This is a genomic window from Shimia sp., assembly GCF_965227725.1.
Taxonomy (GTDB): Bacteria; Pseudomonadota; Alphaproteobacteria; order Rhodobacterales; family Rhodobacteraceae; genus Shimia.
The window spans coordinates 510,282-532,413 of the sequence record NZ_CBDDGH010000001.1 but is presented as its reverse complement, the minus strand read 5'-3'; the positions used below and the strand labels follow the sequence as shown (position 1 = coordinate 532,413).

General features: G+C 54.3%; 17 protein-coding genes. 15 read left to right on the top strand and 2 right to left on the bottom strand.

Annotated elements, in window-relative coordinates; all coding sequences use genetic code 11:
- Position 1: 1 nt before the first annotated feature.
- Positions 2-382, top strand: a complete 381-nt coding sequence (locus tag ACO07T_RS02530) for a hypothetical protein (protein WP_422048144.1) — start codon at positions 2-4, stop codon at positions 380-382.
- A 1,096-nt stretch (positions 383-1,478) separates the two neighbouring features.
- Here ACO07T_RS02530 and ACO07T_RS02525 read toward each other — a convergent pair.
- A complete protein-coding gene (locus tag ACO07T_RS02525; protein WP_209101862.1) occupies positions 1,479-2,864 on the bottom strand; it encodes an IS1182 family transposase in 1,386 nt (461 codons plus the stop codon).
- A gap of 717 nt (positions 2,865-3,581) precedes the next feature.
- On the opposite strand from ACO07T_RS02525, the gene ACO07T_RS02520 reads away from it, so the two are divergent.
- Complete coding sequence (locus ACO07T_RS02520; protein WP_422048143.1) at positions 3,582-5,597, top strand: acyltransferase family protein; 2,016 nt, start codon at positions 3,582-3,584, stop codon at positions 5,595-5,597.
- Positions 5,598-6,339: 742 nt separating this feature from the next.
- Here ACO07T_RS02520 and ACO07T_RS02515 read toward each other — a convergent pair.
- Complete coding sequence (locus ACO07T_RS02515; protein WP_422048142.1) at positions 6,340-6,993, bottom strand: GntR family transcriptional regulator; 654 nt, start codon at positions 6,991-6,993, stop codon at positions 6,340-6,342.
- Positions 6,994-7,187: 194 nt separating this feature from the next.
- Here ACO07T_RS02515 and ACO07T_RS02510 point away from each other — a divergent pair, with 194 nt between their 5' ends.
- The 13 genes from ACO07T_RS02510 (at position 7,188) to ACO07T_RS02450 (ending at position 22,128) form a co-directional block, all read left to right on the top strand.
- Entirely contained in the window at positions 7,188-8,306 is a 1,119-nt protein-coding gene (locus ACO07T_RS02510; RefSeq protein ID WP_422048141.1) for a Gfo/Idh/MocA family protein, read from the top strand.
- Positions 8,307-8,366: 60 nt separating this feature from the next.
- Complete coding sequence (gene dctP, locus ACO07T_RS02505; RefSeq protein WP_209079075.1) at positions 8,367-9,374, top strand: TRAP transporter substrate-binding protein DctP; 1,008 nt, start codon at positions 8,367-8,369, stop codon at positions 9,372-9,374.
- A 27-nt stretch (positions 9,375-9,401) separates the two neighbouring features.
- Positions 9,402-9,992 carry a TRAP transporter small permease gene (locus tag ACO07T_RS02500; protein ID WP_422048140.1) on the top strand — a complete coding sequence of 197 codons (591 nt, stop codon included), beginning with the start codon at positions 9,402-9,404 and terminating at the stop codon, positions 9,990-9,992.
- Entirely contained in the window at positions 9,989-11,284 is a 1,296-nt protein-coding gene (locus tag ACO07T_RS02495) for a TRAP transporter large permease (protein WP_422048139.1), read from the top strand. The genes ACO07T_RS02500 and ACO07T_RS02495 overlap by 4 nt, the downstream gene beginning before the upstream one ends.
- 4 nt (positions 11,285-11,288) lie before the next feature.
- On the top strand, positions 11,289-13,187 hold the full coding sequence (locus ACO07T_RS02490) for a bifunctional sugar phosphate isomerase/epimerase/4-hydroxyphenylpyruvate dioxygenase family protein (RefSeq protein ID WP_422048137.1): 1,899 nt from the start codon (positions 11,289-11,291) through the stop codon (positions 13,185-13,187).
- Entirely contained in the window at positions 13,184-14,056 is an 873-nt protein-coding gene (locus tag ACO07T_RS02485) for a shikimate dehydrogenase (RefSeq protein WP_422048135.1), read from the top strand. Before ACO07T_RS02490 ends, ACO07T_RS02485 begins: the two co-directional genes overlap by 4 nt.
- Positions 14,049-14,861 carry a citryl-CoA lyase gene (locus ACO07T_RS02480; RefSeq protein ID WP_422048133.1) on the top strand — a complete coding sequence of 271 codons (813 nt, stop codon included), beginning with the start codon at positions 14,049-14,051 and terminating at the stop codon, positions 14,859-14,861. Before ACO07T_RS02485 ends, ACO07T_RS02480 begins: the two co-directional genes overlap by 8 nt.
- Entirely contained in the window at positions 14,858-16,039 is a 1,182-nt protein-coding gene (locus ACO07T_RS02475; protein WP_422048131.1) for a Gfo/Idh/MocA family protein, read from the top strand. The genes ACO07T_RS02480 and ACO07T_RS02475 overlap by 4 nt, the downstream gene beginning before the upstream one ends.
- Entirely contained in the window at positions 16,029-16,694 is a 666-nt protein-coding gene (locus tag ACO07T_RS02470; RefSeq protein WP_422048129.1) for a hypothetical protein, read from the top strand. Before ACO07T_RS02475 ends, ACO07T_RS02470 begins: the two co-directional genes overlap by 11 nt.
- Positions 16,615-17,886, top strand: a complete 1,272-nt coding sequence (locus ACO07T_RS02465; RefSeq protein ID WP_422048128.1) for a Gfo/Idh/MocA family protein — start codon at positions 16,615-16,617, stop codon at positions 17,884-17,886. Before ACO07T_RS02470 ends, ACO07T_RS02465 begins: the two co-directional genes overlap by 80 nt.
- Before the next feature lie 144 nt (positions 17,887-18,030).
- Positions 18,031-18,945, top strand: coding sequence for a sugar phosphate isomerase/epimerase family protein (locus ACO07T_RS02460; protein WP_209079084.1), 915 nt, complete (start codon positions 18,031-18,033; stop codon positions 18,943-18,945).
- Positions 18,926-20,335: an aldehyde dehydrogenase family protein gene (locus ACO07T_RS02455; protein ID WP_422048126.1), complete on the top strand. Its 1,410-nt coding sequence runs from the start codon at positions 18,926-18,928 to the stop codon at positions 20,333-20,335. The genes ACO07T_RS02460 and ACO07T_RS02455 overlap by 20 nt, the downstream gene beginning before the upstream one ends.
- On the top strand, positions 20,335-22,128 hold the full coding sequence (locus ACO07T_RS02450) for a thiamine pyrophosphate-binding protein (RefSeq protein WP_422048125.1): 1,794 nt from the start codon (positions 20,335-20,337) through the stop codon (positions 22,126-22,128). Before ACO07T_RS02455 ends, ACO07T_RS02450 begins: the two co-directional genes overlap by 1 nt.
- Positions 22,129-22,132 lie beyond the last annotated feature (4 nt).

Genomic DNA, 22,132 nt, shown 5'->3' with positions numbered 1-22,132 from the left:
GATGGATCCAGTGAGCCCAGCAGAGTTTTCAAATCTGGTTTCACAAGAGCCTGAAGTTGAGGCAACTCTCCTAAAGGTGGCCTCAAAGGTGGACCGAAACTCTTACTCAACTATCTCGGAGGTGATAGCGCTGTCTGCGTTGCTTCCGGTAGTGGTCTTTTTGGTTCGCGAAGTCGGGATGCCATGGCTATACGAGGGTAAGCGATACTCGGAGCTATGGCGTGCAAAGTTCCATGAGTGGATTGACAATCAGTATGAAAAAGAGGCCTTCGATCCTGATCTGATTGAGGCGGCGGGTGCAGAGTTGATTGAAAAGTTGGAAAACACGAATAGCTCGACTACTCGCGAAGCTTGGGAGCGTTTTGCCGAAAAGATCAAATGATGATTGGGGAAGCTGTGTCTCAAAAAAGTACCTGTTTTCACATTTGAATTGTGAGTGTCTAGCGCCGCAGTTGTTGCGTTGAACAGTTTGACAAACAAGCGAAGTGAGCTCTGGTGTCGAGTCAGTATTGACCTTGCCCGTTGTAAGGGTCGTGGTGAGTCGAAGTTGCATTTACAAAAGCGATCGTTTTTGAGAGGTGCGTAAGATCGCACACCGCGTCATGAACAGTAGATCGGCATGTCTCTAAAAATTCGTTCTTCTTACAGCTATTTCATAACCCACTCCAACCGATGAGTTTCGAGAGAGCTGGTAGCAAAGCCGTCATTCGTCATGGCGCAAAAAATGGTGGGTCTGGGCTCTCTTGAGACCTTAGCCGCAGCGTTGATGAAGGACCGCTATTCAAATTGGGTCAGAAATGCTTGACGTTTGGGTCAGAAATGAATGACGTGACTTGCAGATTTATTGAGGTTTTGGCCGTCAATTGAGTCAAATATCAGTGACGTTCCACACGAATGTTGTGAGACGACACATAGTTCTGCCATTTGCGACAGAACCTTTCCATTCTTATTGCTCGATGTTGAACCTCACACGACTTTGACCTTTGCGTCATTCACTGACCTAACATCCTCATTTCATGCTCCCGCAGGCTGTTTCGATTGATCTGACTTCCCTTTCGGAAAATCAGGGCTGATTTGCAGGTTCAGTCGGCGAAGCCGCCTGCTCCTGCTGATCTGCCCCAGTTTTGATGTGCCGGGGCGAACGCGGGAGGGGGCGAGGCAATGCTATTCGACAGGGGTGGTGCGGCCCGCAGGCGTAGCCGAGGACACGGCCCTGTCTAATAGGGTTGCCCGGGGGGAGGGCAGCGCCCTCACCCTGACGGCCAGGGGCGTTTGGCTTGTCCAAATCCCGCTGGCCCACAAAACGAAAGCGGTGGGGCGATAAGCCCCAACACAACCGACGTCGCATTTCAGAAATCACTATTTGTGCCGTCGATGATGAGCGCTGCGTAATAACACGAACGGCCGATTCTGTTGAAAAACAACGTGTTGCTGATGCAGAAATTGATGAGCTGAACCGAGCGCGAGCGCCTTTCTGGTCAGGCTTTGCGCGTTTGCTGCGGCGCAGGAAAGATCTTGGCCAATTTGCGGAGGTTCTGGGCGGTGGCGGCGAGGAGGAATTCGTCATTGGCACCACATGGTCCGCGTAGTCGGAGCCGTCCCAGACCGAGGATGCGTTTGAGGTGGGCAAAGAGCATTTCGACCTTCTTTCTGAGTTTCATCGAGATGTCGTATTGGCGGGTTTTGGCGATCTCGCGGGCGACTTGACGAGCGTCTTCGTGCTCTTCGCGGGTGATTTTGCGCGCATCGGCATTAGGGCAGCATTTGGCTTTTGATGGACAGGCCTGGCAAACTTCTTTCAGGGCGCGGTAGCGGGCCGTGCCCTTGCCGGTTGGCCCTCGGTTTGGGTCAGAATAGTTGCGGCGGAACTGCTTGAGTTCCTGGCCCTCAGGGCAAATGTATTGATCGTTTTCTGCATCCCACTCGAAATCCGCCCGCGTCCAAGTGCCATCGTTGCGCCCGGACTTGTCGAAGACCGGAATGTGCGGGGCGATGTTGCGGTCGACAAGCCAGCCCAGGAGCGGCCCGGTGCCATAGGCGGTGTCCGCGATCAGGCGCTCCGGATGCAGATCGAACTTCGCTTTCACGCGGTCCAGCATCGTCTTGGTCGATCCGACCTCTGCCTGCCGGATTGATCTGGTGCCTTCCACGTCGATTATAACCCCGTGATCCGTGTCGATCAGGTAATTGTCGGAATAGCTGAAGAAAGCAGGCCCTTTACGCGCTGCCGTCCATTGGCTGGCAGGGTCAGAATGCGAGGTAAACTTGGGTTGCACTTCGCTCGCAGCTCCGAAAGCCGCCTTATCCAGGGTGTCGAGATATTCGCGAACCGCACGAGGCGCATCTTCTGGATCGATGGTTGATGCATCCCATTCTTCTTTTGGCGTTGAATTCTGCTTGTTGGCATCGGCTTCGATCAGGCTGGCATCGATTGCCATGCGCTGACCGCTGACCAGACCTTCTTCGATGCACCGCGCGACAGTCGTCTCAAAAAGGTGGCGCAGCAGTTCGCTCTCGCGGAAGCGCCCATGCCGGTTCTTGGAGAACGTCGAGTGATCCGGGATACGGTCATTCAGATCGAGGCGGCAAAACCATCGATATGCCAGGTTCAGATGCACCTCTTCGCACAGCCGTCGCTCAGAGCGGATGCCGCAGCAATAGCCGACCAGCAGCATACGGATCAGCAGTTCAGGATCGACCGATGGACGACCGGTGTGGCTGTAGAAATCCGCGAGATGCACTCGAATGCTGCTCAAATCGACAAAGCGATCAATCGACCGAAGCAAGTGATCTTGGGGCACGTGGTTCTCCAATGAGAACTCATAGAATAGCGACGCCTGCGCTTCCTGCCTCGGTCCCAACATCGCTCTATCCTCCCACCCATTGGAAGAATTGAATCAGCAGTTCATGCACCGATCAAGGATGAGTTTTTCAACAAAATACGCCCATTCACGACGATCGCCAAATCTTGCGCTCGCTCAGAAGGCCTAACCCAGCCCGACTACTATGCCCCTTTTCTATGACACCCCTACCCGCTTCATATGCCGATATTGCCTAATCCGCCGTTAGATCATCCTTATTTTGTTGGACTGGAGTTTTGGGAAACAGCCACAGAAACGGTCTCGAAAACCGTTGTCCCTTCACGGGGACCAAGGGTGCGAATCTCTGTCTCTCCGCCACAATATCCCCTACAAGACACCGTTTTTCACCGCGTAGATGCGCGGAAAGTGCCTATGTCCGCACCGCAGGACGTAGGAAACCTTGGCAATCTCAACGGCTCGCCAGACCCGAGGGAAGGCGCAAAGCGCCCGCCCGTCAAGCCGAAGGTGAGCCTCTGGCAAAACTGGGGAAGTTAGCTGCAAGCCGGCATACCGCAAGGTGTTCGTCAGCTCTTCAGTGACGAGCCTGTTGCCAAAACCACTCCGGGACCGGCTGTCAGATAGTATTCATGTTGCAAGCGCGCGGTGCGTGGCCTATCCGAATACATAGTCTCCGGCGCATCGACATGGGTTTGGCAAACGAGCAGACCAAGAATTTGCATGTTTCAATTCTGGTTTCAGAGGCAAAGTTTTTGAGGGGCCATGCAGTATAGAAGAGAGATCGACGGATTGCGTGCCGTCGCTGTGCTACCGGTTATTCTGTTTCATGCTGGCTTTAGCTTGTTTGGCGGTGGCTACGTTGGCGTTGACATATTTTTTGTGATCAGCGGCTATCTTATTACCAGCATTTTGATTGGCGAGCTGGAGCAAGGCGCTTTTTCCATCTTGCGGTTTTATGAACGCCGGGCACGACGCATTTTGCCGGCGCTGTTTTTTGTGATGCTGGCTTGTTTGCCCTTCGCCTACATGTGGATGTTGCCCTCGCAGCTGGAGGATTTTGCAAACAGCGTGATCGCGGTGGTCTTTTTTGTCTCAAACGTGATGTTCTGGCAAGAAAGCGGGTACTTTGACGCGGCTGCCGAGCTAAAGCCCCTGCTCCACACGTGGAGTCTGGCTGTTGAGGAACAGTACTATCTCATTTTTCCGGTCTTTTTACTGCTGGCATGGCGGATTGGACGCACCAAAGTCTTCTGGCTTATTGTCGCGATCGCTGTGGTCAGCTTGCTTTTGTCGGAATGGGGGTGGCGCAGTTTTGCCAGCGCCAATTTTTATCTGGCACCAACCCGCGCCTGGGAGCTGTTGGCCGGCTCGATCTGCGCTTTTTTGACCGTCGGGCACACGCAGAGATCAAACAATTTTCTGAGTGCGCTCGGTCTGGCTTTGATCATGTTTGCGATTTTTGGTTATGACAAAAACACGCCCTTTCCCAGTGTCTATGCCCTCCTGCCTGTGCTCGGCACCGCGCTGATCATCCTATATGCAGACAAGGACACATGGGCGGCGCGCGTGTTGTCGACACGCGGGTTCGTTGGTGTTGGCCTGATTTCTTACAGCGCCTATCTGTGGCACCAGCCGTTGTTTGCCTTTGCACGGCTTCGCACACTGACGGAGCCGAGCCACAGCTTTATGGCACTCTTGGGCTTGGCCTCCCTGCTCTTGGCATGGGGAACATGGCGTTGGGTCGAACAACCGTTCAGATCACAAACAAATCCCATTTTTTCAAACCGAAGACATGTCTTTCTGGCAAGCGGCGCCGTTGGCGTGGCGTTTGTTGCGGTTGGAGTGGTCACAATTCTGGGGAAAGGCTTTGATTGGCGGTTTGGCGAAGACGTTCAAAGGTTTGCCGTAGCATATGAAGATAGAGCAGATCTTACCTGTCGTTTTGATGAAAACCGTCCTGCGCGGCCTCATCCCCAAGAAGCCTGTGTTTCAACACTCAGCCGCGCGGTTGATGTCTTGGCGATTGGTGACAGTCATATGTGGGCGCTCAGTGACGGCCTCACGCAACAACTCAGTCAAGCCGACATAGAGTACTACTCCCTGTCGCACGTCAGTTGTTTGCCCTTTCTCGGCTTCCAAACATACGAACATGGAAGAATTACAAACTGCCAAGACTTCTTGGCGGGCGCCTATGATTGGGCTTCAGATAATGATGTCAGCACAATCGTGCTTGCGGCAAGGTTTCCAATCTATCTGCACGGCAGTCGCTACAACAATGGCGAAGGCGGTATTGAGGCGGGAAGGCCTGGATGGGCAGATTTTGTTGAGCGCAGCAGCAGTGAGTGGAACGATGACGACAGACGCGCGCGCGTCCTGGACGGTTTTGAAACAAGTATCCGCATGTTGGCCAAACGGTTTAACGTTGTACTCGTCTATCCCATTCCCGAAGCTGGCTGGGATGTTCCGAGCTACGGCATGAGAAACGTGCTCTTTAATGATGGCAATACCACAATAACCACCTCATATGCCGTCTACATGGCGCGCACAGCGCAGGTGAATGCGCTGTTTGACCGACTTGTTACGGACGTCCCCAGCATATTTGGCGCACGTGTTCAGAATGTGCTCTGTAGCGCAGACACGATGCGGTGTCTGAATGCCGATGAACAGGGCATTTATTATTTCGACGATGATCATCTCAGCAATGCCGGCGCCCGACTTGTGGCGCCGATGATCGTCGAGGAAGTTCAAAGAGCGTTGCGCGCCGAGCGCGCACAATAGCGACAGGTGTTTGCATCAACAGATTTCTTCGAAATACACGTCCGCCAAAAATGCAGTTTGCCATGGGGAAGACTAAAGTCCCGATCGCCCATCCCACATCCTGCAACGACCGAAAGCTTTGGGCTCAAAGCCCGCGGTCGCCGCTGAGGCTCGCCGCGCCATGTCCGAGTTAAGGATTGGGCTCTGTTGAGACTTTAGCCGCAATGTTGATGAAGGACCGTTATTCAGATTGGGTCAGAAATGAATGAAGCGACTTGCAGATTTATTGAGGTTTTGGCTGTCAATTGAGTCAACTATCAGTGACGTTCAACACAATTGTGGGGCGACACATAGCTTTGCCATTGCCTCACCGCTAAGCCATTGAATTTGAATCTACAGTTTTCTCCAAGCCGCACTATTTTTGCCTTTTACGACTCAAAGGTTTTCCACCACATCGCAGTAGACCGATAGCCGACATTACTCTCAAGTGCGGAGAAAGTTCGAAAAGAGCCCGGAGTGCAAAATGCTTCACTAAGTTCTAAAGGCCACGAAATGCGCAAAGCGCCCATTGGCTTTTTTCATAGCGGCCCAAAACGGTCGCTAGTGCCGGCTGCAGCGAAGGCCAGTTGTCCAGTCGATTTAGAAGGAAGATTCAAGATGCTTACAAATGGTCCTTGGGCTAGTGGGCCCGCTTGATGCAGAACTGCAATAAAATTTTTCAAGCGTTGGAGGCACCGAAAAATAGCTACGACGTGAGCGTTCGCTAGAACGCGTCAAGCGAGTGTTCCAACCCCTTTTTTATGTGCTGCCTAAGCATGCGGTTCGCGCTTTTGCTATCTCGAGCGATGGCGGCATCGAAGATCGCCTTGTGCTCATCGACGGCTTCTTGCCCGCGGTAAGTAAGAACAAGCATCTGGTACCTGAGGTACTTGTCAAAAACGATCTCATGGATGGACATAAGGTTCTCAGAATTGCACGCGCTGATCAGGGCTTTGTGAAATTCAAAATCGTACCGTTTCCAATCCTCTTTTCCTGTATCATCCCCACCGAGCAGTCTTTTCTCCATCAAGTGTAGCTTGTGATGCGCGGCAACCAGGTTGCCTTCCCACTCGGTGTCGCCATTCTCCACAGAGAGCTCAAGTGCGTGGCACTCGATAAGCGCGCGCAGGTCTGCAATCTCCTTTAAATCTTCCTTGGAGACCGGCTTAACAAGGAAGCCTCTTTGTTCCGGAGCCTCAACGAACCCATCGCTCGCCAACCGATTGAGAGTTTCACGCAAGGTAGACAGAGACGCTTCATAACGTTTTCTCAGCGCTTCCAACTTGAGTTTGGCACCAGGTTCAAGCTCACCAAAGATGATGTCACGCTTGATTTGCTGGTAGGTGCTGGCACCAATCGTGGAAGGCTGCTTTGCCATGTGGTCTGCTCAATATCCGAAAATTTATCCAACAAATAACAGTCAGGCGCGGCATCAGCAATCACACTTTACGACATATGAAATTTAAAATATCTGATATTATTGAAAATCACAAGGATCACGCATACGCTCCTAACATTGAGTGAGTCGCGCCCCATGCGACTGGTCATGCTGGAAAACAGAAGGGACCTTAGGTGTCAGACCCGTTTAAAATTGCCGTGGTTGGCGTGGGCTTGGTTGGCCGCAGACATGTCGATGCGATCCAATCCCTGCAAAATGTTTCCTTGGCGGCAGTGGTAGACCAAACCCCCGAGGGGGAGACCTATGCGGCCAAAATAGGCGCCCCATACTTCTCCGATCTCAGTCAGATGTTGCAAACAGTTAGCCCTAACGGGGTCATTCTTGCTACTCCAACGCCACTTCATATCGAGCAAGGTCTCACTTGCGTTGCTTATGGCTGCCCTTTGCTTGTGGAAAAGCCCATCGCCGTCGATGCAGCGTCCGCTCTGAAATTGGTTCACGCTGCAGAAGTTTCAGATGTACCGTTGCTCGTCGGGCATCATCGCCGTCATAATCCGCTGATTGCGGCGGCCAAACAAGCTATTGATGCCAACAAAATTGGAGAGATCCGCGGCATTCAAGGGTCTTGCTGGTTCTACAAACCCGACGGGTATTTCGACGTGGCACCATGGCGGAAGAAAAAGGGAGCCGGCCCGATTTCTGTCAACCTCGTACACGACATTGATCTCATGCGCTACTTGGCAGGCGAGATAGTTCAGGTGCATGCCTATGCCCAACCATCACTGCGCGGCTTTGATAACGAAGATGTCGCCGCTGCCGTCATGACTTTTCAAAATGGCGCAATCGCCACAATTAGTGTGTCAGACAGCATTGTATCCCCATGGAGTTGGGAACTTACGTCTGGCGAATACCCGATATATCCCACAACTCAAGAAAGCAGCTATCTCATTGGTGGTTCGCACGGATCGATCTCAATACCAGATCTCCGCCTTTGGTCTCACGAAGAGGGGCAACGAGACTGGTGGACACCAATTTCTGTCACATCCTTGAGGACCGCTGCCTCGGACCCTTTGGTCAATCAGATCGCGCATTTTGTGAAGGTGGCAAGGAAAGAAGCATCACCATTGGTGTCGGGATGGGAGGGATTGAAAACCCTTCAAGTCATTGAAGCGATTCAAAAATCTTGCACGTCTGGTGTATCGGTCACCATAGCAGAACCGACTTCCATGCAATCTGAGATCGCGCCCACCTCTAAAATATCTGATATTTCGCAAAAAATATTGCAAAAATAATAAAATCAGCCAATGATCAACATCGAAGATTGAGTATCAGTCTAAGGGAGGAAATAGACGATGACCAAATTCACACGCAGAACTGCGCTCTCGGTGCTCATGGCCACCGGCCTCGCCTTTGGCGCCGCAGGCAGCGCGCTTGCAGCAGACAAGGTGAAGCTCCGCCTGGCAACATCAGGCTCTGAAACCGATCAGCGTTCCGTGGCCATGGCCGAAGTCTTTGCGCCGATGGTTGCTGATTTTGCTGACTATGAGCCAAGCTACAACGGCACAATCTTTGCCCAAGGTACTGAGCTCGACGCCATCAGCCGTGGCAACTTGGAAATGTCTATTGCGTCAGCACAGGAGCTGGCACAGTTTTTCCCCGAGTTCTCCATCTTTGCGACCGGATATGTCCATCAAGATGCCGCGCACCAAGTGGCCGTGTTTAACGACCCTCTGATGGACCCTTTCAAAAAGACGGCAGAAGAAGAACTGGGCGTCAAACTGCTGTCGGTCATGTACCTGGGGCGTCGCCAAGTGAACCTGCGTCAGACTAAAGATGAACTGACGGTGACGACGCCGGCCGATTTGGCTGGCGTCAATCTCCGCATGCCGGGCACAGATGCGTGGCAGTTCCTTGGTAAAACCCTTGGCGCCGCGCCAACGCCAATGGCGTTTTCCGAAGTCTATACAGCACTTTCAACAGGTGCGGTGGATGGTCAAGACAACCCGCTACCAACCGTTGTTGACGCCAAGTTCTACGAGGTCACAAATCAGATTGTTCTGACCTCGCACCTCGTCGATCTGAACTACATCGCCATGTCGAAAGCCGTTTGGGACGGCTTGACAGCTGACCAGCAAGCGACCGTTCAAAAGGCCGCAGATGCAGCCGCTGAATCAGGGCGTCAAAAACAACTGGAGAAAGAAGCAAACCTTGTCAGCTTCTTAAAGGAACAAGGTATGGCGATCTACGAACCCGATCTCGACGCATTTCGCAACCAGGTGCAGTCCATGTACCTAGACAGTGAGTTCGCTGCTTCCTGGCCAGAAGGCGTTCTGGATAAAATCAACGCCTTGGGTAACTAAGCCCAACATATTCGAGGGAGGTCACTCATGAGAAAGCTGATCAGGGGGTTCTCCCGACTTTCAGAAGCGATTGCCGGCGGCATGCTGGCGGCAATCTTCATAATCTTTCTTCTGCAAATCATTTTACGATACTTCTTTACCCCTGCCGGCTGGACCCTAGAACTGATTGGTATTCTCTGGGTTTGGGTGATCTTTTTCAGCTGCGCATTTGTGGTTCACGAGCGCGATCACGTCAAATTCGACATTATCTATCTCTCGGTTTCCACAAAAGTGCGCATGGTGTTTGCGATCATTGGATCTCTCGCGGTGGTCGCAGGCGTGCTCTACAGCTTCCTGCCGACTTGGGACTACATCGACTGGATGAAAATCCGCAAAACCTCCACGGTGCGAAACCCCTTTTCCGGCAACAAAATTCCGCTTCGCGACGTGTTCTCAATCTACCTCGTCTTTATGGCAGTTATTGCAAGTCGTTATGCATGGCTTGTGTTCGACATTTTGCGCAACGGGCCTCCAAAAACCGAACTTGAATTGGTCGTAGGCTACAACGTCGTGGACGATCATCCGCGTGTGGACGTTCCGCATGAAGATAACGACAAAGATCAGGGAACTACAAAATGAGCTTTGAACTTGCTTCGTGCCTGCTGACACTTTTTGTGCTTGCAGGGATCGGAACGCCCATCGGATACTCGATCATGCTGGCCTCGATCGTCTATCTTGGCGTTGCAGGGTTAGACGTAGCATTGGCGGGCGAGAAAATCCTGCAGGGATTTTACCGCAGCACTATTTTGCTGGCTGTTCCCCTATTTATCGTAGCAGCTAACATCATGAATGCAGGCTCTATCACGGACCGCTTGCTGAACTTTTGCGTCGCAGCTGTAGGCCGTTTCAAAGGCGGGCTTGGCCATGTGAACGTGGTGGCTTCTCTGATTTTCTCGGGCATGTCCGGCTCTGCCGTGGCGGATGCTGCCGGCATAGGCAAAATCATCATCGAGATGATGACCAAGGACAATCGCTATAGCCGTGGATATGCTGCAGCCATCACGGCCGCCTCGGCGACAATCGGCCCGATCATTCCTCCGTCTATCCCCATGGTACTCTATGCGCTCGTATCAAAAGCCTCCATCGGTTCTTTGTTTCTGGCGGGTATCCTGCCGGGATTGATCATGGGGGCGGTGCTGATGGCGATGAACTACTATCTCGCCAGCAAACGCAACTTTGCGCTTGAAGAGCCCGTGCCTCTTAAAGAGTTGCCGCGAATGACGGCCAATGCCTTCCCTGCACTGTTGATGCCAGCGATACTGCTCTACGGCATCTACGGCGGTGTCACCACACCTACAGAAGCCGCTGCTGTCGCAGCTTTCTATGCGCTCCTATTGGCCGCATTTTTCTATCGCGCCCTGACACAGCGTGGCCTGTTTCAGGTGTTTATCGACAGTGCGCGTTCTTCAGCAGCAGTCGGAATGGTCATCGGCGGCGCCTTCATCCTGAACTTCATCGTCATCCAGGAACAAATTCCGCAATCTATTTCCGCAATGCTGGAAGGCGCGGATGTTAGCCCGATCATGTTCCTCATTATGGTGAACCTGCTGATCCTCGTTCTGGGCTGCATTCTGGATGCCACGACCATCATCTTGGTGATCGTTCCCCTGTTTATTCCGACTTGCGAAGCACTTGGCATTGACCTCGTACACTTTGGAGTGCTTGTCGTGGTCAACTCTATGATCGGCTTGATCACTCCACCATATGGCATTCTTCTCTTTGTCATCAACGCCGTCACCGACATTCCACTGCGCGAGATCATTGCCGAAATCTGGGCCTTCCTTGCTGTCTTGATCGGGGCGCTATTGGTCCTGCTTTTTGCACCTGATCTGGTGCTCTGGCTGCCTCGACTGTTCGGCTATCAAGGGTGATCCGATGGTCCTATCCGTATCGACAACTTCGGTTCCAGGTAGCCTGACTGACAAGCTCACGGCCATCGCCGACGCCGGCTTCGACACGGTTGATATCCATGAACCAGACGTCACAGCATCGGAGTTAAGTCCTGCGGCCGTCGGTAAGCTCGCGAACGACCTCGGGCTCGGTGTTGGTTTCCTACAGCCCTTTCAAAACCTTGAAGGGCAAGTAGATGCCGAGGCGACTTTCGCTCGTTTCGAAGAAAAGCTGAAATTGGCTTCTTTGCTCGGCGCCAAAGGTCTTTTGGTGACATCTGCTGCCGTTGCTTGTGACGCTGCGGATGCTGAACGCCGCATTGGCGATCTTAAACGTGCGGCCGAACTGGCTCGAAAGCACGACCAAGTAATCGCATACATGGCGTTGCCTTGGGCGAAATCTGTTTGCACAGACATGGAAGCCCACGACGTGGTGTCACACGTGGACGCACCAAATTTCGGTTTGGCGCTAAACTCATATTTATCTCTTGCGGATGGTTCCAAACCGGCGCGGTTGAGGGAAATTCCCGGCCACCAACTGTTCCATGTTCAGCTATCGGATGCACCACGCTTGGAAACGGACATCCGTCACCTCAAGCGCCACTTTGGGCTGCTTCCTGGGCTTGGCGCCCTAAACCTTTCCGGATTTGTCAAAGTACTGGCAAGAGCCGGCTACGAAGGTGCATGGTCCGTTGCCCGCATAAACGAAACCGCGCCGCAACCCGGCGGTACCACGTTAGCACGAGACAGCTACCGCGCTTTGGTCAATCTGCTGGATGAAGTGGCTCGAAGTGAGCCCGGTATGAACTTTGACACCCCTGCTATGCCTGCTCGGGTATATGCATCAGGTTTTGAGTTCATCGAATTCACCACCGACGAAGCGAGCGCGCGTGCGCTGGGTGAAAGCCTCGGCGCATTGAGCTTTCGCAGAGAGCGCAAACACGTCAGCAAACAAGTTGAGCTTTGGCGGCAAGGTTCCATCAACTTCGTGATCAACAAAGATCCCGAAGGTTTTGCTCGGAAGGCCTTTCTCGGCCATGGCCCATCGGTCTGTGACATGGGGCTGCGGGTCAAGGATGCCGCTCAGACTGTCGCCCGCGCAACGGCACTTGGCGCGCCAGATTTCTCTCAACCTGTGGGGATTGGCGAACTCGACATCCCTGCGATCAGAGGTGTCGGGGGCAGCGTGGTTCACTTTATCGATGAGCAATCTGACCTTCATCGTGTTTGGGATATCGAGTTTGATCCAGTGCAACACAAGTCGGTGGTCCAGCCTGCCGGGCTGCGCCGTATCGATCATGTGGCGCAAACCATGCGCCATGATGAAATGCAGAGTTGGCGACTGTATTATCTGTCGACTTTCGACATGTCCAAAGCCCCTATCCACAACGTTGCGGACCCGTCCGGCGTTGTGCACAGTCAGGCTATTGAGAGCCCTGAAGGCGAGGTGCGCCTGAACCTCAATGGGGCGGTCGGGCGCAATACGTTGGCCGCTTCATTCCTTCAGGAGGGCTTAGGCGCAGGCGTGCAACATATTGCGCTGCTCACGGATGATATTTTTGAAACGTCCGAAATCCTCGCGCAACATGACTTTGGCCGCCTCAAAATCCCTAAAAATTACTATGCCGACTTGCGCGCTACATTTGGCCTGGACGCCGACTTTGTGGCGAGATTGCAAGCTGGCAGCATTCTCTACGACCGCGACGGCGCTAGCGAGTATTTCCAAATCTACAGCAGAACTATGTTCAATGGCTTCTTCTTCGAGATCGTGCAGCGGAAAGGCGGCTACGCTGGTTTTGGCGCCCGAAATGCGCCCATTCGCCTCGCAGCGCAACAAGCCTTTGCGGCGTCAGCGGATCAAAACACGGAGCCAGCACACTCATGAAGGCCGCACTCATCGGCGAAAAAACCTCCGGCTCGCTAACCCCGAAACTTCATGAGCAAGAGGGGAAGGCTCAAGGCTTCGCTTACAGCTATTCCCGAATTGATCCGCCAGAAACCCATCCGGATCTCCAGAGTGTTTCTGAGTGTCTGGAATGGGTCGAGGCTCATGGTTTGGCCGGTGTAAATGTCACATACCCTTTCAAAAACGACGCCGTTGCATATGTGGATGAGCTTTCGCCAATCGCAAGGAAGTTGGCATCCGTGAATACGGTTGTGTTTCGTGACGGTCGACGCATTGGCCACAACACGGACTACGGTGGCTTTTCCAAAGCTTTGGAAGAAGTACTCCAGAACCAGTGTAAAACGACGTGTGTTCTCTTTGGTGCTGGGGGCGCTGCAAGTGCTGTTGGTTTGGCGCTGCTGGACGCAGGCGTGCAAAACTTGACAGTCATCGACCCCCAACAAGACCGCGCACAAGAGCTTTCTGAAAGCCTGAGTGCTTTGCGGCCCGGCTGTACAATTGCGCAGTCCCGATTGTGCTCGTACGACACCTTGGTGAAAGCCAATGGCGTTGTGAACACTACTCCACTGGGGATGGGACTGGATCAAAGGAAATCCTTTGATCCAGCCAAATTGACGCTCGGCACTTGGGTTGCTGACATCGTCTACTTCCCTTTGGAAACGCCCCTTTTGCAGACCGCCAGAACTTGCGGTCTCACCGTTATGAGCGGACGCGGCATGGCGCTTCACCAAGCGGCAGAAGACTTCCAGCTGATCACAGGGCGTCAGGCCAATGTGGCGCGCATGAGCGCTCACTTCTCCGCGCTTCTTGAAGAGAAAACACCTCATTCGGAGACAGAACATGCCTGAAGATGCAGAAGCTGTACGCCACTGGTGGCGCACATCAATCATCGACATGGCCCCGGGACAAATCGCGTTCCGTGGCGAGGCAATTGAAGACCTGATTGGCAACGTCAGTTTTGCGCAAATGATCTGGCACATGGTGCGCGGGGGAGTTCCTTCCAAGGAAGAAGCCGCGCTTTTTGAGGCGGCGCTGGTTGCTGGCGTCGATCACGGCCCTCAGGCCCCATCCATTGCCGCAGCGCGCATGGCCGCGACCTGTGGCGTCGGCCTAAACAACGCCATGGCCACTGCAGTGAATATGCTCGGCGATGTTCATGGCGGGGCTGGCGAGCAATGCGCCGAACTTTACTTTGGCATTTCGGCCCGCATCGACAATGGAGAACGCCTTTCTGATGCTGTGAAGGCAGGCCTGAATGATTGGCGCGCCACCTACGGGAAAATCGTATCGGGCTTCGGTCATCGTTTCCACAAGCCGGTCGACCCACGCGCCCCGCGTCTCTTGCAGCTTGTTCATGACGCCGCCGAAGTCGGAACAGTGTCCGGGCGCTACGCGGATATCGGCGAAGCAGTCCAGGAGGAATTGGCTCAGCAACGCGGTGGCCGCGCTATTGCCATGAACATCGATGGTGCCACAGCTGTGATCTTTTGCGAACTGGGCTTCCCCGCACCGCTGTCTCGCGGCTTGTTTTGCTTGTCTCGCTCTGTCGGCATCCTGTCACACGCATGGGAACAAATGCAGCAGGGCGGGCGCAACAAAGGGCCAATGCCGCCCAAGTACCTCCCCCTCTATCAACCAACAGGAACGGAATGACCCATCGCCCGAAATCCTTCCGGGTCGGCCTCATCGGGTGTGGCCGCATAAGCGATATTTACCTCACAACTTTGGCAAAGTTTAATCAGGTGGAGGTTGTGGCCTGCGCCAGTCTTGAACCCTCCGAAAGTCGCGCGAAAGCGGCGCAGCACGGTATTCCCAAAGCCTGCACACCGGAGGAACTGCTGGAAGATCCCGGTATTGATTGTGTTTTGAATCTCACCATTCCAGCAGCGCACGCTGAAGTAAGCTGCAAAGCGCTTTTGGCTGGCAAACATGTCTATTCGGAAAAGCCTTTCGTGACCGACCGTGAAGACGGCAAAACCCTTTTGGATTTGGCCAAGCAAAAAGGACTGCTGATTGGCAATGCACCTGACACGTTCTTGGGCGGGCGTTGGCAAACTGTGCGCAGGCTCTTGGATGACGGAGCGATTGGGAAACCGACAGGCGTATTTGCGCATGTTGGCACACATGGAACCGAAAGACACCATCCTAACCCCGACTTTTATTATCAGCCTGGCGGCGGGCCTCTGCTCGATCTCGGCCCATATTATTTGACCGCTATGGTGTTTTGCCTTGGCCCTATCTCCAAAGTTGCGGGCATGGCGCGCCGTACATTTGACAAGCGGCAAATCGAAAACGGCCCACGCAATGGCGCATGGATGAATGTGGAGGTGGACACCCATTCTCTCAGTCTTTTGCACTTTGAAAGTGGTGTGTTGGGCCAGATGACCATGAGTTTCGACATTTGGGACAGCGAGACGCCTCGCTTTGAAATCTATGGCGAAACCGGCACTATTTGCATCCCTGATCCTGATCCAGTGCATGGGGCCAATGACTTTCACGGCCCCGTATGGCTGCGCACCAAGGAGACCTCTCGCTGGAGCCATCAACCACGTCCGACGGGGCGGGATTTTTGGGAGGAAATCCCGCCAGTCCATGGCTTTAACGAAAACAGCAGAGGCCTCGGGCTGTTGGACTTGGCAGCGGCTGTTGAGGAGAACAGAGCGCCGCGCGCGAGCGGCGAGTTGGCCTTCCACGTGTTTGACGCAATGGACGCAATTGCGCGATCCGGCCAGAGCTCGACTTTTGAAGAGATTGCCACCACCTGTGCGCGTCCATCACCTCTCCCAATTGATTTCTTGTCTCCAGTCAAGGACCCGGCTCATGCCCGTTGAGAACCTTAGCTTCGCTGCCCCTTTTTTCACCGTTCGCTTGCTCACTGATTTAACAACCTATGATTTGGACACCCGCGCTATCGCACTAAACTTGGGCAAAAGCGCGATATCCATTGAACAACAGTCACTGGCGCCGTTGACCTCTGTCATCGTTCAAAATTGCACGCTGTCTGATGTGGAGCGCTGTCTACTTATTGAAGGCTTTGACGATCACGACGACGATGAGGTCTTTTTTAAAGAAATCAAAGCTCATTGGCCTTCTGCCTTTGATGTGCGGCGCGAAGAGCGTTTGCGCGGTGTCAGCCACTACATGTCGCCCAAATCCATCAAGGGCGATCTGGGATTGACCATGTATCACTCCGGTTCGGTACCGCTGAAAGTGGGCCTGCACAGAGATCACCCGTTCTGCCCCGTTCCGGGATTTCGAGAGGTCCACACGCAGGTCGTTGGCTTTGGTAAAATGCAGCAATGTCGGGAAAAGGACGTGGGCACCTTGTATTTGGAAGAACCAATGGCGCCCGGCACCACCCATCGTCCAATGTATGATGCCAACGGCAACTACCCTTGGCATCAATATGAAACCATCACACCAAGTGTTTTTCTCGCGGTTGAGTTGCTTCCACAAGGCGCCTCTTTCCCAGGTCAGGAGATGTAATATGTCACACAAACTTCTTCCAACCGACCTGAACTTTGATGGCCCTTTCCCTCGACTGTCGCGCCGTTTGAGGCTTGGTGTCGTCGGAGGAGGCAGGATATCAGAAACCCAGGCGACCGCAGCCCGTCTAACAGGCCAGTGGGAAGTTGTTGCGGGCGCTTTGAGTTCTGACCCATCCCGCAGCGCAGAACGCGGCAAACGTTGGTACCTGGACCCGGATCGAAGCTATTCCTCCTTTGAGGCGATGGCGGCATCAGAAGCTGATCATCCGCAAGGGGTAGATGCGGTTATGATAACCACCCCGAACAACATGCATTTTCCTGCTGCGAAGGCGTTTCTTAAGGCCGGCATCTCGGTGATCTGCGACAAACCGTTGACCAATGAAATCGATGAGGCACACGCCCTTGTCGCGGCGACCCAAGACACCAATCAGGTTTTTGGTGTCGGGTATGTAATGTCCTGTTTCCCCATGGTGCGCCAAGCAAAACACATTGTGGCTCAAGGCGGCATTGGCGAGATCAATCAGATTCACGTTGAATTCATGCAGGACTGGATGGTGCCCGAAGAAGTCGCCGATGCGCCTCACGTCAAATGGCGACTTGACCCCAAAATTTCGGGACCAACCAGCTGCGTTGGTGACATTGGCACCCATGCTGCGCATCTGGCCAGGTTCGTTTCGGGGCTTTCTCTGACCGATCTACAGGCTGAGTTTCATGTGTGCGGCGCGCCAAAGCCTTTAGAAGACACAGTCTTCATGCGTACGAAGTTTGCTGGATGTGTTCCGGGAACGCTCATGGCCACTCGGCTCGCACCTGGGAATCGCGGAGGCCTCAGGCTACGCATTTATGGCAGCGAAGGTGGCGTTGAATGGGATCTGGAGAACTCCGAGCAGCTCAAATTCAACCGTTTTGGGGAGGCGGATCGGGTCATCAGCCGAGGTCATGGTCACGAGGTCGCGCCTCATGTTGAGCGTTTGATCCGCACCGCGCGGGGGTTTCCCGAAGGCATCATTGAAGCCTGGGCCACGTTGTACGCTGAACTGGCATTGGCGGTTGCTGCGCACAAAGATGGGGTTTCGTCGCCGCCAGATTGGCTGGATTTTCCAAGGGTTGAAGCTGGCGCGAATGGGGTTGCATTTGTGGACGCGGCCGTGCGTAGCAATGCGACCTCGGGTTCTTGGGTGCAGGTATAATAACAATAAATATAGAGCTTTACCTGACCGCCTGTCACCGCAGGCGGTCTTTTTCTTTGGTAAAATCGAAAAGTTGATATTTTCAAAAACATCTGATATTTTTGTATTTGTGTGATGAATTAGATTCGCTGGGAGGCGCACAAGATGACCGGATCACAATCTGAGGCGAGCCCCTCATCGCTCTACTCCCTTGCGCATCTCACTTTGATCAATTGCACCCCACCGGAATTGGTCTACATCGCGGCGCGCGCAGGGTATGACGCCGTAAGTCCACGTTTTATTCCCATGCACGTCCCCGGAGAGTTCACCCAGTCTCCAGTGAGCAAATCGCAGGTCCAGGCCACAAAGACGGCTTTGACGACAACTGGATTGAGCGTGCTGGATGTCGAGCTGGCCCGCATCACTGAAGATGTAGATCCACGCAGTTTCGAAAGGTCTTTGGAAATCGGCGGTGAACTTGGCGCCAAACGCATGATCATGAGCGCTTGGACCAACACGAGAGACGATCGAGACTTTCTCATCGATGTCTACGCCGAGACATGTGAACTCGCCGCACCCTATGGGCTGACGATCGACCTCGAGTTTCCGTCCTTTTCACGCTTGCGCACATTGGACGAAGTGCTCGACATCGTGACAGCGGCCGACCAGCCCAACGGCGGTATTCTTGTCGACACCCTGTATCTGCATCTCAGCCGCGTTGATCTGGGCGAGCTGCTACATGTACCAGCTAACCTTCTGCATTTTCTGCATATTTCTGATTGCCTGCCCGGCATCGCAGACACCCGCGCAGGCATGATCCAGCTCGCACGCGACGCGCGCTTGTACCCGGGAGAAGGCTGGATTGATTTTGCCGGGATCATCGAGCGCATGCCTCCTGTCGACTACTGCATAGAACTGCCCAATCAGAGCCGCGTCGCGGAACTTGGCTATGAAGAACACGCGCGCCGCTGTCTGACCCACGCGAAACGCACATTTGGAGAGGCGCGCTCTCAACGCCGCCTGTCAGACCCTTCCACCCTTTCCATCAACGAGGAACACCATGGGCAGAGAGCTCACTAACGAAGAGCGCGACCTGGTCGCGCAGATGGTCGATCGCGCACGCGCGGCAATGGCCCAGATCGAAGACTGGAGTCAGGCGGATCTTGACCGGCTGTCCCAAGCAATCGCCTGGTATGCTGGCAACGAGAAAACTTTCACCCGTTTGGCCAAGCAGGGCGTAGATGAAAGTGGCATTGGGGACCGCGAAGGTCGCCCCGGCAAACGCTTCAAAATCCATATGGTTTTGCGCGACGTCTTGCGCACCCCTTCCACCGGCGCCGTTGAGGTGGACGAAGCAAAGGGCCTGGTCAAATATGCAAAACCGGCCGGTGTGATCGCCTCCCTCATCCCCATGACAAACCCGGCCATGACGCCGCCGGTAACAGGTGTGTCGTCAGCAAACGCGCGCAACGCGGTCATTTTCTCTCCACATCCCCGTACTGCACAGACCACCTACGAGATGGTCGAGGTCATGCGCGCCGCCTGCCGCGCAGCTGGCGCACCAGAGGATCTCTTCCAATCCATCCGCAAACCTTCTATCCCAATGACCCAACATTTGATGGAGGTTTGTGACCTGACCCTCGCCACGGGCGGCAAACCCATGGTCAAGGCCGCCTATAGCTCTGGTCGTCCAGCCTATGGCGTCGGCGCAGGCAATTCCTCCATCGTGATCGACGAAACCGCGGATCTGGACATCGCGGCTCAGAACACACGCATTTCCAAAACATCCGACTTCGGCTCAGGCTGTTCGGCAGACGGCAACATCATCATTCAGCGCTCGATCTACGAGAACATGGTGAAAGCGCTGGAAGCGGAAGGCGGCTACCTATGTTCTAAGGAAGAAAAAGCACTACTCGAAGCCGCCATGTGGGACGAAAATGGCAACCGCACATTCCCGACAATCGCCTGTCGCCCTCAGCAAACTGCAGAGGTCGCCGGGTTCTCTATTCCCGAAGACCGAAAATTTCTGATGGTCGAGAACCAAGGCCAAATCGGGCCAGAGCACAAATTCTCCAAAGAGAAGCTCACCACGCTCATGGCCCTCTATCACTTTGACAGTTTCGACGACGCGCTCGAAACCGTCGGCAAGATCTATGCGACCGGTGGCAAGGGGCATTCCTGCGGCATCTACAGCCACAATGACGATAACATTGACCGCCTCGCACGTCTGGCGCCGGTGAGCCGTATGATGGTGCGCCAACCCCAATCCAAGGCCAACGCGGGCGCATGGACCAACGGTATGCCCATGACCTCTTCGCTTGGCTGCGGCATCTGGGGCGGCAACATCACCAATGAGAATGTCACCATGAAACACATGATGAATTACACGTGGGTCAGCCGCCCTATCGCAGAGGATCGACCTTCTGAGGAAGAGCTGTTTGGAGAATTCTATGGCGAGGAGGTCGCGTGATGGACGGCAGCAAAGTGGACGGGAAAACCGTAGCAGAGCACATCGTCGATTTCCTGCAGCGCAGAGAGGTTGAACATGTGTTCGGCCTTTGCGGTCACACCAACATTGCGGTGCTTGCCGCTCTGGCAGAGAGCCCGATTGATTTTATCACAGTACGTCACGAACAAATCGCCAGCCACGCCGCAGACGCCTATGCCCGCGTGAGCGGTAAGGCCTCGGTAGTGCTGTCACACCTCTCCCCTGGTTTGACCAACTGCGCCACCGGGGTCGCCAATGCCGCATTGGATTGTATTCCCATGGTGGTCATTGCTGGCGACATTCCCACGCATTATTACGGCAAACACCCCCATCAGGAAGTCAACCTGCATGCCGACGCTGCTCAGTGGGAAATCTACCGTCCGTTTGTGAAACGCGCCTGGCGCGTCGACCGCGCAGACCTGATGGCGGAAATCCTCGAAAAGGCCTTCCATCTGGCCGAAAGCGGCCAACCAGGCCCAGTGCTTGTGAATGTCCCGATGGACATCTTCTCCGAGGTGATCCCATCGGACACATTTGACCGGATTGCGCAAAACACCCGCGCTTTGGTGAAGCCCTCAATAGACGACGAAACCGCCCGCCAGATCGTTGAGAAACTGGCTTCCTCCACGGCGCCTGTGGCTTACGTGGGGGGTGGCATTCTTTTGGCGCAGGCCAGCGATGAACTGCGCGAGTTTGTGGATCACATGGGTCTGCCTGTTGCGCACTCCTTGATGGGAAAAGGTGCACTGCGCGATGATCATCCACTCGTGATGGGCATGACTGGCTTCTGGGGCACCGAGTTGGTGAACCAATCTTGCCTCAACGCCGACACCATTTTTGCGGTTGGCACGCGGTTTAAGGAGGCTGACTGCTCCAGCTGGTATCCGGGCTACACGTTCAACATCGGCGGCAAAACCGACACCACCAAAGTGATCCACATCGACATCGAGCCAACGGAGATCGGCCGCAACTACCCAACCGAAATTGGTGTGGTCGCGGACGCCAAAGCTGCACTATGCGTCCTCAACCGCGTGGCACGTGAGCTCTATCCAAACGGCTTGGATCGCACAGACAAGAAGGCAGAAATCATCAAGTTCCGCACTTCGTTCAAAGCTTCAAATGCGGAAATGCAAACCTCGACAGCGTTCCCAATGATGCCGGAGCGTATTCTTGCGGACACACGCAAAGCGCTACCAGAGAATGCAATCATCACAACCGATGTCGGGTGGAACAAAAACGGTGTCGGACAACAGTTTGACATTCTGACCCCAGGTTCCATCCTCACTCCGGGCGGCTTCGCCACCATGGGGTTTGGCCCCCCCGGCGCGATTGGAGCCAAGTTGGCGGCGCCGGACCGAGTTGTCCTCAGCCTGGTGGGCGACGGCGGATTTGGTCAGAACCCGTCGATGTTGGCCACCGCCGTTGAGTTGGATCTGGGGATCATCTGGCTGGTAATGAACAACAATGCTTTCGGCACAATCGCAGGCCTGCAGAAAGCGCACTACGGGTTAACCTACGGCACCACGTTCCCAGGCACACCGGACGCGCCAACAAATGGGCCAGGCTACGCTGAAATTGCACGAGCCTATGGTGCCGAAGGGATCCGGGTCACCTCCGCAAGCGAGCTGTTGTCGGCACTGGAAGCGGCAATTGCCAGCGGCAAGCCCACAGTTTTGGATGTCCCAATGATCAACAACCCCACGCCAACAAGTGGCCATTGGAATATCTTGGACATCTACTCGCCAGACAAGGATGTATCGCACGTTTCGACGTAGTCTA